12 protein-coding genes and 2 pseudogenes are annotated in these 14,696 nt (G+C 64.7%); 4 read left to right on the plus strand and 10 right to left on the minus strand.

The window, feature by feature from the left end; genetic code table 11:
* A pseudogene (gltD, locus tag CH256_RS09340) lies at positions 1 to 187 on the minus strand (glutamate synthase); the annotation flags it as partial.
* 79 nt (positions 188 to 266) lie between these two features.
* Between gltD and CH256_RS09345 the strand changes: the two are divergent.
* Both CH256_RS09345 and CH256_RS09350 read left to right on the plus strand, forming a co-directional pair.
* A pseudogene (locus CH256_RS09345) lies at positions 267 to 707 on the plus strand (FAD-dependent oxidoreductase); the annotation flags it as partial.
* 215 nt (positions 708 to 922) lie between these two features.
* The gene (locus CH256_RS09350; protein ID WP_094669425.1) at positions 923 to 1,828 is read left to right on the plus strand and encodes a cutinase family protein; all 906 of its coding nucleotides are present in this window, start codon (positions 923 to 925) and stop codon (positions 1,826 to 1,828) included.
* Here CH256_RS09350 and CH256_RS09355 read toward each other — a convergent pair.
* A complete protein-coding gene (locus CH256_RS09355) occupies positions 1,807 to 3,333 on the minus strand; it encodes an MFS transporter (RefSeq protein ID WP_094638424.1) in 1,527 nt (508 codons plus the stop codon). The genes CH256_RS09350 and CH256_RS09355 overlap by 22 nt on opposite strands.
* 98 nt (positions 3,334 to 3,431) lie before the next feature.
* Between CH256_RS09355 and CH256_RS09360 the strand changes: the two genes are divergently transcribed.
* Positions 3,432 to 3,728 carry a putative quinol monooxygenase gene (locus CH256_RS09360; RefSeq protein WP_068045525.1) on the plus strand — a complete coding sequence of 99 codons (297 nt, stop codon included), beginning with the start codon at positions 3,432 to 3,434 and terminating at the stop codon, positions 3,726 to 3,728.
* Here CH256_RS09360 and CH256_RS09365 read toward each other — a convergent pair.
* The 3 genes from CH256_RS09365 to CH256_RS09375 all read right to left on the minus strand — a co-directional run bounded on the left by CH256_RS09365 (position 3,663) and on the right by CH256_RS09375 (position 6,789).
* Entirely contained in the window at positions 3,663 to 5,171 is a 1,509-nt protein-coding gene (locus CH256_RS09365) for a phage infection protein (RefSeq protein WP_094669426.1), read from the minus strand. The genes CH256_RS09360 and CH256_RS09365 overlap by 66 nt on opposite strands.
* A gap of 87 nt (positions 5,172 to 5,258) precedes the next feature.
* A complete protein-coding gene (locus tag CH256_RS09370; protein WP_068045517.1) occupies positions 5,259 to 5,873 on the minus strand; it encodes a histidine phosphatase family protein in 615 nt (204 codons plus the stop codon).
* A gap of 4 nt (positions 5,874 to 5,877) precedes the next feature.
* Positions 5,878 to 6,789, minus strand: coding sequence for a LysR family transcriptional regulator (locus CH256_RS09375; RefSeq protein ID WP_256980793.1), 912 nt, complete (start codon positions 6,787 to 6,789; stop codon positions 5,878 to 5,880).
* 82 nt (positions 6,790 to 6,871) lie between these two features.
* Between CH256_RS09375 and CH256_RS09380 the strand changes: the two genes are divergently transcribed.
* Positions 6,872 to 8,098, plus strand: a complete 1,227-nt coding sequence (locus CH256_RS09380; RefSeq protein ID WP_094669427.1) for an MFS transporter — start codon at positions 6,872 to 6,874, stop codon at positions 8,096 to 8,098.
* On the opposite strand, the gene CH256_RS28045 is transcribed toward CH256_RS09380, so the two are convergent.
* From CH256_RS28045 to lysX, 5 genes are all read right to left on the minus strand, one after another.
* Entirely contained in the window at positions 8,087 to 8,320 is a 234-nt protein-coding gene (locus CH256_RS28045) for a DUF4190 domain-containing protein (protein WP_179272053.1), read from the minus strand. The two genes, CH256_RS09380 and CH256_RS28045, sit on opposite strands and share 12 nt — an antisense overlap.
* 312 nt (positions 8,321 to 8,632) lie before the next feature.
* Positions 8,633 to 9,034, minus strand: coding sequence for a PPOX class F420-dependent oxidoreductase (locus CH256_RS09390; protein ID WP_094638429.1), 402 nt, complete (start codon positions 9,032 to 9,034; stop codon positions 8,633 to 8,635).
* A 170-nt stretch (positions 9,035 to 9,204) separates the two neighbouring features.
* A complete protein-coding gene (locus tag CH256_RS09395; RefSeq protein WP_068045498.1) occupies positions 9,205 to 10,209 on the minus strand; it encodes a beta-ketoacyl-ACP synthase III in 1,005 nt (334 codons plus the stop codon).
* Between the two features lie 100 nt (positions 10,210 to 10,309).
* Positions 10,310 to 11,206: an alpha/beta fold hydrolase gene (locus CH256_RS09400; RefSeq protein WP_179272054.1), complete on the minus strand. Its 897-nt coding sequence runs from the start codon at positions 11,204 to 11,206 to the stop codon at positions 10,310 to 10,312.
* Between the two features lie 109 nt (positions 11,207 to 11,315).
* Positions 11,316 to 14,588, minus strand: a complete 3,273-nt coding sequence (gene lysX, locus CH256_RS09405; RefSeq protein WP_256989414.1) for a bifunctional lysylphosphatidylglycerol synthetase/lysine--tRNA ligase LysX — start codon at positions 14,586 to 14,588, stop codon at positions 11,316 to 11,318.
* Positions 14,589 to 14,696: the final 108 nt, after the last annotated feature.

A 14,696-nucleotide genomic window follows, 5' to 3' on the forward strand; every position in this document is an offset into this window, starting at 1 on the left:
CCTCGCAGGCTTCGAGTGCGGTGACCTTGCCGTCTTCGCCGACGAAACGCTCGGTGTTGACGGAAAAGACGCGTTCGCCACCCTCCTCGTGTGCCGAGGCAACCCGGTACATCAGCGGGTACGTAGGCCACGGCGTGGACGTCGCACGCTCCTCGGGCGGCCGGGCCATGATCTCGAACTGGTGCACGCTCTCGGCACCCTGACGGTGCGAGGTCCCGAGGCAGTCGGCACCGGTGTCTCCGCCGCCGATGATGACGACCTTCTTGCCCTCGGCACACGAGGAGGGTGGCGAACGCGTCTTTTCCGTCAACACCGAGCGTTTCGTCGGCGAAGACGGCAAGGTCACCGCACTCGAAGCCTGCGAGGTCGAGTTCAAGGCCGGCAAGTTCGAGAAGGTCGAGGGCAGCGAATTCACCCTCGAAGCCGACCTGGTGCTGCTCGCGATGGGATTCGTCGGACCCGACAAGGGCGGTCTACTGACCGACCTGGGCGTCGACTTCAACCAGCGCGGCAACGTCGAGCGCACCAACGAGTGGGTCACCAACGTCCCCGGCGTGTTCGTTGCCGGTGACATGGGCCGCGGCCAGTCGCTCATCGTGTGGGCAATCGCCGAGGGCCGCTCCTGCGCGGCCGCCGTCGACACGTTCCTGCAGGGTGCGACCGCACTGCCGTCGCCGATCGTGCCCACCCAGGCACCGCAGCGGTAGGTCGCGGTAGCTTTCCCGCAGACCCCCGTCGGGATCAATGTGGCTTTGTTGCAGTCGGACCGACTGAAACTCACATTGATCCCGGGGGGTGGGCGGCCGAACCGTGTGACGGACGGTTACGTCCGTTAACCATGTAGGCATCTGATGGTCACAGGCCCCTGGCATTGTCGGGATCGAACAACGAAGCGTTCGATGACCAGTGAGGCCCCCTCCCCATGAGTGTCAAGAAGATCTGCGCCGGTATCGGCGTCGCTGCAGCTGTTGCGTCCGGTCTGGTTGTCGGAGCGGCATCGCCTGCCGCCGCAGACCCAGCCGATTGCCCGACGATGTACGTCGTGGCCATTCCGGGCACGTGGGAGACCAGTTCGGGTGCCGCGCCGAAGCCGGGGATGCTCACCGACGTCACCGATCGTCTCGGTAGCGGCATCCGTACCGACTACGTCTCGTATCCCGCCACCGCGTTCCCGTGGGAGGGCGAGGTGTACGGGCAGTCCCGTGCCGAGGCCGTCGCCAATGCGGGCGGGATGCTGAAGGCCATGGCCGATCGTTGTGGCGCAACGAAACTCGGCATCATCGGCTACAGCCAGGGAGCCGACGCGGCAGGTGATCTCGCCGCGGCCATCGGTACCGGCGTGGGCGTGGTGCCCGCGGACAAGGTGGTGGCGGTGGGCTTGATCTCCGACCCGAAGCGCTCCGACAGCGATGCTCTGGTGGGGCCGGCCGTGGTCGGAACCGGTGTCGGCGGACCTCGGGTGGGCGGATTCGGCTACGTCAGCCCCGTGGTGCGCACCTTCTGTGCCGTCGGCGATCTGTACTGCTCGACGCCCAAGGACGATTACGTCGCGCGCCTGGCCGGCTTCCTGGCCGTCTCGTCCAATCCTGCGCCGAACGTCGCCGATCAGTACTCGCAGGAAGCGCAGTCGCTGATCGCGGATCTCGCAGCAGCCGGTGGTCTGCCGGTGTTACAGGGCCAGCTGTCCGATCAGGCGAACGCTCAGCGCCAGCGTGAGATCGAGGCGTTCTACCGCTCCGGCATCCACCAGGAGTACCAGAGCTACGACGTCGGAAACGGCCAGTCCGCGACGCGGTGGCTGGCACGCTATCTCGCCGACGCGGTCTGACGGCGTAGCAGCACGAAGACGGTGACGGCACTGACGGCCATCAGGCCGGCGCTCGCGCCCGACGCAAGGTTGAAACCGTCGATGAAGGACGAGTTCGCGACAGCAGTCAGTTGCGAGGAGAACGGCTCCGGCAGGTAGTCTGCCACGGCGATGGCACCGCCGATGGTTTCCCGTGCGGGATCGGCGATCTCGGCAGGGGTCCCAGCGGGGATGGCGTCGTCCATGCGGTGTCGGTAGACGGTGCTGCCGATCGTGCCGAGGATCGCGATGCCGACGGCGCCGCCCAGTTCGGCTCCGGTTTCGGACAATGCCGATGCGGCACCGGCCTTTTCGGGAGCCGCTGCGGTGAGCACGATGTCGGAGTTGAGCGTCGAGGCCGCGCCGATTCCGAAGGTCAGCACGGCCATGCCGGTGAGCAGTAGCGGCAGTCCTGAGTCGGCGCTGACGAATGCCATTGCCGTGCAACCGATGGCGATGAACAGCAGGCCGCCCGCAATGATGGTGCCGGTCCGGATCACCTTGCTCAGCGTCGGTGCGAGCACGGCACCGGCCGCGGCGGCGACAGCCGGAACGAGGAGCCACAGACCTGCTTCGAGCGGCCCCAGCCCGACGACCAGCTGAAGGTACTGCGAGGCGAAGAGACTGAATCCGGTCATGGCGAAGATGACCAGGAATTGCACCACGACCGCTGCGCTGAAGGCACGTTCGGCAAACAGCGTGACGTCGATCAGTGGATTGGCGGCCTTGCGTTGCCGGATGACGAACATCGCACCGAGCGTGAGTCCGGCGAGGGCTGTGGTGACCGTTGCTACGTCGATCCCTTCCTGCGCGCCGTGCTTGATGGTGAAGACGATCGAGAGCATCGAGGAGATCGCGAGGACCACGCTGATCGGGTCGAATTTGCCGGGGTCGGTGTCCTTGAACTCGGGGACCAGGAGTGGGGCAGCAACGAAGAGCACCACCATGATGGGGATGTTGATCAGGAACACCGAACCCCACCAGAAGTGCTCGAGCAGAACACCCCCGATGACAGGCCCCACCGCGGCACCGCCCGCGAAACCGGCGGTCCACAGGCCGATGGCTTCCTTGCGTTGAGTGGGATCGTGAAACATGTTGCGTATCAACGACAATGTGCTCGGAGCAATGGTAGCACCGCCGATTCCCAGCAGAGCGCGCGCAGCAAGAAGCATTTCGGGGGAGGTGGAGAACGTCGCGGCCAACGAGGCGATGCCGAAGACGACGGCACCGATCATCAACAGGGTGCGTCGGCCGATCCGATCGCCCAGAGAGCCCATGGTGATGAGCAGCCCGGCGAGCAGAAAGCCGTAGATGTCGAGAATCCACAGCGTCTGGTTGCCGGTGGGTTCTAGATCGGCCGTCATGAACGGCAGGGCCAGATACAGCACCGACATGTCCATCGACACGACGAGAATCGGCACCACCAGCACCGCGAGGCCGAGCCAATCCTTCCCGGTGGCGCGCTGGTCGGTTGCCGTCTGGCTCACTGTGACTTCCCTTCCCGAATGGACACCTCAGCTTAGGTGGGTCGGGAGTACGTTCGGTGACGAAGAGCTCTCTCGCCGAACGAAGGAAACATCACCTCATGACCAACGATCTGAAGGTCGTCGCCACGATCATCGCCAAGCCGGATGCCATCGACGCCGTGCGCGACGGCCTCGCGGCCCTCGTCGCCGAATCACGGAAGGAAGACGGGAACGTCTCCTACGAACTGTTCGAGTCGGCGATCGAGCCGGGTACGTTCATCACCATCGAGGTGTGGAAGTCGCAGGAGGACCTCGACGGTCACATGCAGACCCCGCATCTGCAGCAGGCGTTAAGCGAGTTCGGTGCCCATCTCGCGGCTCCGCCCGCCATCCATCCGCTCCGACCCGTCGGCTGAGTCTCCCCGCGCGCTCGCGTACACCAGCGCCGAGACGGCCAGCAAGGCCGCCGTGGCACCGATCGCGAGCCAGCCGGTCCCGCTCATCTCGCCCGACGCGATGATGCGGGCACCGGCCGCGGTGTAACTCATCGGCATGAACACCGCCAGATCGCCCCAGATGGGCGCAGTCGATGCGTATGCGAAGCCGCAGACGACGACCTGCACCACGAGGGCGAGGACGTTGACGATCTGGCCGACCACGGCACCGAGCACCCGTTGAATCGCTCCCGCTGCGGCGAGGTAGGCCGCGGCCGAGACGATCAGGAACGCGCCTGCACCCAGCACCGGTCCGAGGGCTGCATCGGTGGCGAAAGCGAAGGCGACGGCTGCGCTGATGCCGACGGCAGCGACGGCCGCGACCACCGAGAGCAATCGTGGGTTGCTGTCCCTGCCGAGTACTCGAACGAGACTGACGCACCCCAGTGCTCCGAGAGCCACCAGCGCGGCGATCAGATACGGGGTGGCACCGGCACCGCCGGACGTTGTCGTGGCCACGAGATTTTGCTCCGCGGCCCCGTCGTCGGTGGTGGCAGCGGTTCCCTGCGGAAGTGCCGCGGAGGCGTCGCGCACGTTGGTGGCAATGCCGTTGACGATGCCCTCGACCGGCTCGACCGACGTCACGAGCTGATCGGTACCTGCCTTGAGCTGCTGGCCTCCGTCGTCGAGCTGGCCGAGTCCGTCCCGCAACTGCACCGTGGCGTCGCCGAGCTGAGCGGTGGCCCCGAGGAACTGACTGTTCGGGTCGTTGAGCTCGGAGGACAGCTGCTGAGCACCACCTTTGAGGGTCTGCAGCTGGGCGAGAGTGTCGGGGCCGAAGGCCTGCGTGTTCAGGGTGTCGATGACGCCCCGGATCTCGCCGGAGATGGCGTCGGATCCCGGGTGCGGGAAGCGATCGACCTGGTCCGCGGTGGCGGCGAGTTTGGCGGTGAAATCGGCCTGCAGCGCCCCGAATCCGGCGAGTTGGTCGACGACCTGGTCGACGCCACCGCTGATCTGAGACGCGCCGTCACCGAGCTGACCGATGCCGTCGCGATACTGCCCGAACCCGTCGGCGAGCTGAATCGTTCCGTCGTGAGCCTGGGTGATGCCGTCGGCGAGCTGCCCGACGCCGTCGTTGAGCTGCGTTCCGCCCTCGGTCAGCTGACCGATACCGCTGGAGAGAAACGTGATGGGCAGAGATGCGCTGTTGAGGCTGGTCCGGGCCGCGGCCAGAGGATCGGCCGTCTGCTGGTCCGGTGCCGGTGCCTGCTCCGTGTCGGCGACGGCGGTGGTGGTGGTCGCCGTGGATTCGCCACCGAGGTCGTAGCCGGTGCCGAGTGCAAAAGCACCTACCGCCACCAGAGGAAACGCCAGCGCAGTGAGAGCAACGGCAGGACGTCGAAAGATACGCAATTCACCCATGATGAGTTCGAGGCTAACTGCAAGGTTCGGCCTCGCCGACCACTCGATGGCCGTCGACGCTGCATTTCATGCCCTCTACCTGCGAGTTTAAGAGCTCTCTGTGGATTGTCGGTTCCGGGGCAACAGGTCCCACACATGCTCGGTCTCGTTCACCGAGGAGACCGACCTGGCGCCACTGCGGGAGAACAGCACACGTGTCACCGAGCAGTAGTCGATCGGGAAGCCGAGCACCTTCGGGGTCTGCAGAATGTCCTGCAGCAGGATGTTGATCACGCCGCCGTGGGCGAAGAGCGCGACAGTGTCGGTGTGTGCGCTGGCCGACACGATGTCGGCGACGCCGGCCAGAACTCGCTGCCGAAACGCCTGCTCGTCGACCTGCTCGGGAAGGTGCCCGGCCTTGATGCGATCGAATGCCTCACGGAACTCGGTTTTGGCGGACTCGATCGGAACGTAGCCGCCGAAGTCGCGATCGTATTCGGCCACACGCTCGTCGGACTCGACGGTCAGACCGAGCCGATCGGCAAGAGGCTGCGCCGTCTGAACAGCGCGGAGTTGCGAACTCGACACGACTCGGGAGACCGGGAACCTGGCCACGGCACCCGGAACCCGCAGAGATTGTTCGACGCCGAGCTCGGCGAGAGCGGGATCGGCCGAGGTCTCCGACCGTTGCGGGAGAGCGTGCCGCACCAGAACCAGTTGCATCGACTCACCTAATCACGAGTGTTCGACCACTGCGCAGCACCATCGATCGAAATGCCGCCACCTGACGCGGCGAATCGGCCTGCGGATCCCACACCATGCCGATCCGTCTACGGGCCGCGGGTTGGGTGAGCCCGATGTCGACGGTTCCTCCTTCACCGCTGTGCGAGCGGATTCGCGGCAGTATGGCGATGCCGAGACCGGCCCCGACGAGGCCGCGCACCGTGTGGGTGTCCTGCCCCTCGAATGCGATGCGCGGGCTGAAACCGGCGTCCGCCCACAGCTCGTCGCAGATCGACCGCATGCCGAAACCGTGGCCCATCGCGATGTAGTTCTCGTCGGCGGTGTCGGCGAGATCGACCGATCTGCGTGAGGCGAGGCGGTGATCGGCCGGAACCACCAGCATCAGCCTCTCGTCGTAGAGCTGGAACGAATTGTTCTCGGTGTGCTCGGCGCTGAGGGAGACGAATGCCAGGTCCGAGACCCCGTCTTCGAGACGGTCGAGGCAGCGTGCGCGCGCACCCTGGTCCAGATCGAACGTGACGGCCGGGTGGTCGACGCGGAACTGCCGGATGAGCGCCGGTACGACGTCCTCGCCCAGGGTGTTCTGAAACGCCACTGCGATGCGGCCGCGGGCCCTGGCGTCGTGCTCGGTCATGGCGTCGATACCGGCGTCGATGTCGCTCAGCGCGCGCTGAAGATAGGGAATCAACACTCGGCCGGTGCTGGTGAGCACGATGCCGCGGCCGCGTCGTTCCACGATGTCGACGCCGAGGATCGCCGAAGCACGGGCTACCTGACGGCTGACGGTGGGTTGTGGGACGCCCAGGACGTGGGCGGCGTCGGTGATGTGCTCGGTATCGGCCACCGCGACGAGTGTCGGCAGTAGCGGCAGCAGTTCGATCGTTTCGCGACGCATCGTCGAATCATATCGCTGATGAATCGGTTTGCTGCCTCTCATGCATTGGACGAATAACGTGAGCACTTCTAACGTGATCTTCATGACTACGACGCAACCCGAGGTCCTCGAATGGGAGGGACACCCCAGGGGATCGCGCGAATACCGCCGTCTCGTGCTGGCGCTGCTGTTCGCCGGAGTAGCGACGTTCGCTCAGCTGTATTCGGTGCAGGGGATCCTGCCGCTCATCGCCGCCAATCTCGACATCACGCCGTCGCTGTCCTCGCTCGCCGTCGGACTTGCGACCGTGGGCGTTGCGGTGTCGGTCATTCCCTGGTCGGTGGCGGCCGACCGCATCGGTCGAGTCCGGGCCATGACTGCGTCGATCCTCACCGCCACGACGTTGGGACTGCTGGTTCCGCTCTCGCCCTCGCTCGAAGTGCTGCTGGTCGTTCGATTCTTCGAAGGTGCTGCACTGGGCGGTCTCCCGGCCATCGCGATCGCGTATCTCAGCGAAGAGGTGCACCGAAACCACACCGCGCTGGCGGCGGCGACGTACGTTTCGGGGACGACGCTGGGTGGGCTGCTCGGCCGCATAGTCGCGGGGCCCGTTGCGGAATACACCAACTGGCGTATCGGCACGTTGACGGTCTCGGTGATCGCGGCACTGGCCGCGGCCCTGTTCGTGTGGCTGGCCCCTCGGCCACGAACGGCATTGGTGCACAGCCAGATTCGTGACCTACCCGGTCGGTTGTGGGTCAACCTGCGCGAACCGGGGATGGCGGCACTCTACGGCCAGGGATTCCTGCTGATGGGCGGCTTCGTCGCGATCTACAACTACCTCGGATTCCGTTTGGAGGCCGTGCCTTTCGGACTCCCACAGTCCCTGATCAGCTTGATCTTCGTGGCCTACCTCAGCGGTACCGTGTCCTCGCGGGTAGCGGGCAATCTCGCGACGAAGCACGGGAGATCGGTGGTGCTCGCCGGATCGACCGCAACGATGATCGCCGGAGCGGCCCTGACGATGGCGTCGAACCTCGTCGTCATTCTGACCGGCCTGGTGATCCTGACCATGGGATTCTTTGCGGCCCACGCCATTGCGTCGGGATGGACCGGACAACGCGCCGTGCACGGTCGCGCGCAGGCGACCTCGCTGTACAACCTCTTCTACTACGGCGGATCGTCCGTGGTCGGATGGATCGGCGGTGTCGTGTTCCAGTCCCTGGGCTGGAACGCGTTGGCGCTGTTCGTTATCGCGCTGGCACTCATCGCAGGCGTGTGGGCTGCATGCTTGAACGGTCGACTGGGGCGACCTGTTTCAGAAGGTTGATGCGCTTCCGGCAGCGATGGCAAAGATGATGATCGCTCCCACGATGACGACGAAGAGTGCGATCGACACGTAGCCGACGATGAGACCCGCTGTCGCGAACCCCGACCCACTCTCGCCGGTGCGCTTGATCTGACCACGCGAGATGTGGCCGCACACCACAGCGCAGATCGATGCGATCAGCGGCAGAAACGTCAGACCCAGAATCGCCAACACGAGCGACACGATCGCCAACGTGTTCGTGGGCGCGGGGACCTGATACCCGCCGGCATACGGCGCATTCCCGTACTGCGGGTTTTGGTACTGCGGGTTTTGGTACTGGGGGTTTTGGTAAGGGGGGTTCTGGTACTGCGGGTCTTGGTATGTGGGGTTCTGGGGCTGGGCGTTCGGATCTCGATACGGAGGATATTGCTCCGAACCCCCATACGACTCGTCCTTCCTGGACGCGTCGAACGAGTCGCTGCCTTCACCCTGCGGATAGCCCATGGCGGGAGTGTGGCACCTCGAGACAGCCGTCGCAACAGTTCTCTCGCGACGCTACGTACCGAGTTTGCCCCAGCCCACGTACGCGTCGACAGTGACGTAACCGGTCACGCGCGGCTGATCCCGAACCGGATACGGATTGCCGGTGTAATGCGTCGAGATGCGATCGATATCCACCAGATCGGGATCGTCCTGCAACTCGATCGAGCCGTGCACCGTCACGTGCGTGTACCAACTGGCCTCGTCCAACACCGAGATCGAGACCTTCGGATTCGCCCTGATGTGCTCGAGACGCTTCCGAGACGCATCGAAATTGAGCACGACCTTCCCGTCTTCCCACAAATACCACGTGGGTGCGGTGATCGGCGTCCCATCGGCACGAACCACCGCCATGACCGCAGGATTGGCCTTCTTCAACAATTCAACAGCGGCATCGGGCAACGGAGGCTTGGGCATACGGACAACTCTACGACTCAACCCCCGCTGCGGTCCTGCTTCCGCCCACACCGCCCCCGAAGTCCACTCGATGTGACATTGACTGCCGAAAAGGCCACTGAATGTCACATCGAGTGCACTGGGGGCTGCGGCTGCACTCGGGAATTGGTGCAGCGCGGGTGGATGTGCGACTACAGGTTGGGGAGTTTGACTACCTGTCCGGCGTAGGAGAGTCCGGCACCGAAGGCGAGTAGCAGTGCGGTATCTCCTGCTTTTGCTTTGCCGGTGCGCAGGAGTTCTTCCATGGCCAGGGGAATCGAGGCTGCCGAGGTGTTGCCGGTTTCGGCGATGTCGTTGGCGACCGGGGTGCCGTCGGCGAGGTTCAGGCTTTTGGCCAGCAGTTCGGTGATGCGGCTGTTGGCCTGGTGGGGGATGAAGGCGTGCAGTTCGTCGGTTTTGATGCCGGCGACGTCGAGTACTCGCTGCGCGGCCTTGCCCATTTCGAATGCGGCCCAGCGGAAGACGGAGATTCCGTTCATCCGGATCCAGGGGCGCTCGAGGCCCTCTTCGGTGATGTAGTCGTACCAGTCGGTTGTCTGGACGATGGCGTCGGATTGCGAGCCGTCGGAGCCCCAGACGGCGGGCCCGATCTCGGTTTCGTCGCTCTGTCCGACGACCACGGCACCGGCGCCGTCGGCGAAGATGAAGCGGGTGGTGCGGTCGTACGGGTCGGTGGTGACGCTGAGCTGTTCAGCACCGATGACGAGCACGTACTTGGAGGTTCCGGCCTTGACCAGGTCCGATGCGACGGCGAGGGAGTAGCAGAAGCCTGCGCAGCCGGCGCAGATGTCGAATGCGGCCGGCCCCTTGGTGCCGAGTCCGTGCGCTACTTTCGCCGCTGCTTGGGGTGTCAGTTCGAGATGCGTCGAGGTGGCGACGATGACGGTGTCGACCTGGTCGGCCGTGATTCCGCTGGCCTCGAGAGCCTTGCGGCCTGCCGCGATGGACATCTCGACGACGTTTTCCTTGGGTTCGGCGAAGCGCCGGTTCTTGATTCCCGAACGCGTCTGGATCCACTCGTCGCTCGAGTCGATGAATTCGCAGATCTCGTCGTTGGTCACGACTCGCTCGGGGCGGTGAACGCCGAGTCCGAGTAGTTTCGACTGTCGTCCCTGCGTCGTGCTGATCGCACCCATCTTCAATTTCCTCTCGTGCTACCGCGCCATCGCCGAGCTTCGGCTCGGGTCTTGGGCTGCGGGCTCGGTGACACACGTTACGTGCGTCGCCGCGAGGGGTTCACACCAGTTCGGTGATGAGGGCCGCGACCTCGGCGGGCTTGTCGATCATGGCGTGGTGGTGGGCGGGCATGACGACGGTGAAGTCGGCACGCAGATACGCGGCGAGCTTGCGTTGAGTTCTGATCCATCTCTTGCCCCACGGGGAGGGTCGTCCGGTGTGTGCGGCCGCAACGATGACGGGCACGACGAGTCGGAACTGCTTGCGAATGCGGTTCAGCTCGACGGCGAGATCCGGGTAGACGATGTCTTCGGTCAGCGCGGCGGCGAGGTAGGTGGGTCGGCGATAGATGTCGTCGACCCAGTCGAGTGTCTCCTGCGGCGTGCCGTCGGGCGGCGTCGCCTGATTGAGGACGCGGCGCACGCGCGGTCCGAACAGCTTCTGCACGCCGGTTTTGCTGAGCACGGTTGCGATCAGGTGTGCGGTCTGGATGCGCACGGTCGGCGGGATGAAGCGGCGGGGGTCGGATTCTGCGCTGGAATCGAGCAACAGAATCCCGCGGATGCGCGACGGGTACAGCCGGGCGACGGCTTCTGCGTAGAAGCCGGCAATCGAATGACCTGCGACGACGGCCGGCTCGGTGACTCCGAGCGCGTCGAGGACGCCGATGATCCTGTCTGCCTCTCCGTGGACGGTGGGCGTGGCACCGACGGGCAGGGGGTCGCTGAGTCCGAAGCCGGGGCGGTCGAGAACGACCACGTGATGGTGGGCGCTCAAGATGTCGACGGTGTCGTTCCAGTCGAACCAATTGCTGCCGAGGCCTCCGCAGAGGACCACCGTGGGGCCGGTTCCGCGTACGAGCAGATGCAGACGTTGTCCGTCCACCTCGACGTATCGACCGGGCGGATGTTTCACGGGAAACAACGCACTGCGTTCGGCTCGATCCCCGTTGTCCATTTTTGGTTCCCCACGATGCTCAGCCGACCTGCCGTCTGTTTCACCGTCCAGTTTCCATCATTTTCCCGGTTTTTCACACTCGGCCACGCGTATGGGGTCGTAGCGGAGGTCATTGACGCGGCTTGGCCAGCGGGAATGCCAACGTTTCGCGGATGCTGCCTCCGGTGATGAGCATGACGACCCGGTCGACGCCCATGCCCAGACCACCGGTCGGCGGCATTCCGTGCTCTAGTGCCTGCAGGAAGTCCTCGTCCAAGCTCATGGCCTCCTCGTCGCCGCCGGCCGCCAGCAGCGACTGTTCGGTCAGGCGCTGCCGTTGATCGACCGGATCGGTCAGTTCGCTGTACGCGGTCCCCAACTCGACACCCCACGCCACGAGATCCCACTTCTCCGCCACTCCAGGGATACTTCGATGCGGCCTCGTCAACGGCGACATCGACGTCGGGAAGTCCTTGTAGAAGGTGGGGAATTCGGTGTAGTCCTCGACGAGATGCTCGTACATTCCCTGTGCGACGGCTCCTGCATCCCAGGTCTTCTCGTACGGAATGTCGTTCTCGTCGCACAGACGCTGCAGTTCGTCGAGGGGAGTCGACGGTTCGACGGCAACGCCCAACTTCTCGGCGACGGCACCGTGCAGCGTCTTGACGGGCCACTCACCGGAGATGTCGATCTCGATCATCTCCCCGTTCGGACCGTCCGGGCGCAGGATGATCTCGCGTCCGTGCGCCGCGACGGCAGCCCGCTGAATCAGCTCGCGGCACAGCACCATTGCGCGTTCGTAGTCGCTGTGGGCCTCGTACGCTTCGAGGATCGTGAACTCGGGATTGTGTTTGAAGTCCGCTCCTTCGTTGCGGAACACCCGCCCTATCTCGAACACCTTCTCCATGCCTCCGACGCACAGGCGCTTGAGATACAGCTCCGGGGCGATGCGCAGGTAGAGATCGAGGTTGTAGGCATTGATGTGGGTGACGAACGGCGCAGCGTTCGCGCCACCGTGCACCTGCTGCAGAATCGGGGTCTCGACTTCCATGTACCCGCGCTCTCCGAGCGAATCACGCAGGGATTTCACCACATTCGAGCGCGCGATCAGCAGAGCACGAGCATCCCGATTGATCGCCAGGTCCACATACCGTTGCCGCACCCGCGCTTCCGGGTCGGTGAGACCGCGATATTTGTCCGGCAGCGGATGCAGGCACTTGGCGTTCATTCGCCAGTCGGTCGCGAGCAGCGAGAGCTCGCCACGCCTGCTGTACCCGATGGCGCCGCTGACCTCGATGAGGTCACCCAGGTCGAAGTCGGCATCGAATTCTTCGATTCTGTCGCCGACGCGTTCGCGGTCGAACAGCACCTGGATGTCGGCCGACCAGTCTCGGATGACGGCGAAGGACACGCTGCCGTAGTCACGGATACGCAGAATGCGTCCGGCGATTCGCACCGTTGTACCCTGCGGCGACGCCACTGCCGCCTCGACCGTGTGGGTCGGGGGATAGGCGACGGGATAGCCCTCGGTGCCCTCGCGTTCGAGGCGATCGAGCTTCGACATGCGCACGCGCACCTGGTCGGGACGCTTACGCCCCGGTGTCGGCTCGTCCGCGACGCTGTCCGGGCCACTGCCGTCGGGATGAATGTCGTCGGCGTCGGCCAGAGCGGCGGGGACCGCAACGTGGGAACCGGTGTGCTTCGACGCACGTCGGAAGGTCGGCAGGGTCAGGAAGCCTTCGGCGATGGCCGACGCGACGCCGACCTTGGGCAACACTCGATTGTCGGCGAAGCACAGGTAGCGCGGCTCCCATTCCGGAAGGTACTTCACGTTCGAGCGATACAGCGCCTCGAGCTGCCACCACCGGGAGAAGAACACCAGCACGCTGCGCCAGATGCGCAGCACCGGTCCGGCACCGATCCGGCTGCCCTCCTCGAACGCCGCGCGGAACACCGCGAAGTTCAGCGAGATCTTGCCGACACCGAAATGATCTGCGCTGGTGGCGAGCTCGGTCACCATCAACTCGATCACCCCGTTGGGCGATGCCGGATCCCGCCGCATCAGATCCAGCGACGCACCGGTACGTCCCCACGGCACCAGCGAGAGAACGCCGATCACCTTCTCACCCTGAACCGCCTGCACCAGAAGACAATCGCCGTCGAGAGGGTCACCCAGCCGGCCCAACGCCATAGAAAAACCGCGCTCGGTCTCGGTATCGCGCCACGCATCCGCGCAGGCAATGATCTCCGACATCTCCTCCGACGAAATATCCCGATGACGACGCACGGTGACCACGACACCCGCTTTGCGAGCCCGGTTGACCGCCTGACGCACGGGGCGCATCTCGCGTCCATTGAGGTTGAAATCTTTGGTTTTGAGGATTGCTTCGTCGCCGAGTTCGAGGACGCTCAGGCCGGCCCGCTTGTATGCGGTGGCCCCGATCTCGCTGGCCCCCATGACAGCTGGGGTCCAGCCGTACTTCTCGGCCAGGTCCAGCCATTCCGAGATGGCATGCGGCCAGGCCTCGGGATTGCCGATCGGGTCACCACTGGCCAGACACACCCCGACCTCGACGCGATACGTCACTGCAGCCTTGCCGCTGGTGGCGAAGATGACGCCCTTGTCGCGGCGGGTGGCGAAGTAGCCGAGGGAATCGTCGGAGCCCCACTTGTCGAGCAGACCTCGCAGGGCGGACTCGTCGCGACCGGTGAGCGCATTGCTCGACCGCTGCGACCTGAACAACGTGACGATCGCCCCCAGCAACGCCAACGCTCCGAACAACCCCAACGCCGTGTTCACGATTCCGTTCGGCCTGCCGTCGAACTGCTCGTTGTCCACCGTCGCCAACGCCGTCACACGATTGAACGCCCACAGGAACGTCTGACTCTCCGGCAACGACCCGGGGAACAACGCAACCAGCGCCCAGCCGATGAGCGTCCCGACGGCCGCTCCGAGGACGAGCACCCCGAGCGCCTTCCACAACGCACCGCGACGCACCCGCGTGTAGAACTCCTTGCGCGCAGCGATCAACACCCCCGTCACGACGACATGGACAGCCAGCGCAACCCACGAGTTGACGTTCCCGTCCTGGATGCCCTCGACGACATTGGTGATCGCCAACAACACCAGATAGACCGTCAGCAACCACCACGCAATGCGCTTACGACTCGCCAACGCTGCAGCCAACAACCCGACGACCAGTGCCCACGACAAACTCGTATCGGGCGCATCGAAGTAGTAGTTGTCCACGTACTCGCGAGGAACATGAACCAGATAACGAAGAGTGGGCGACAGACTCCACAGAAACAACAACACCGCGAACACGCCGAGCACCAGCCCGGCGATATGCGGCACCTCACTCAACCGACCGCGCGCGGGTGGCACGAACGACCGCGGAACCATGGACCCGGACCGCTCCGAGGAAATCGCTGTCGCCGTCATATCTCACTCCCGAAGTCAGAATGCACTTGTGCAAAGTAGACGGTATCCCCGCCAACGCGAGTCAGGTGT

It is taken from the genome of Rhodococcus sp. 05-2254-6 (assembly GCF_002258565.1).
In the GTDB taxonomy this organism is placed as follows: domain Bacteria; phylum Actinomycetota; class Actinomycetes; order Mycobacteriales; family Mycobacteriaceae; genus Rhodococcoides.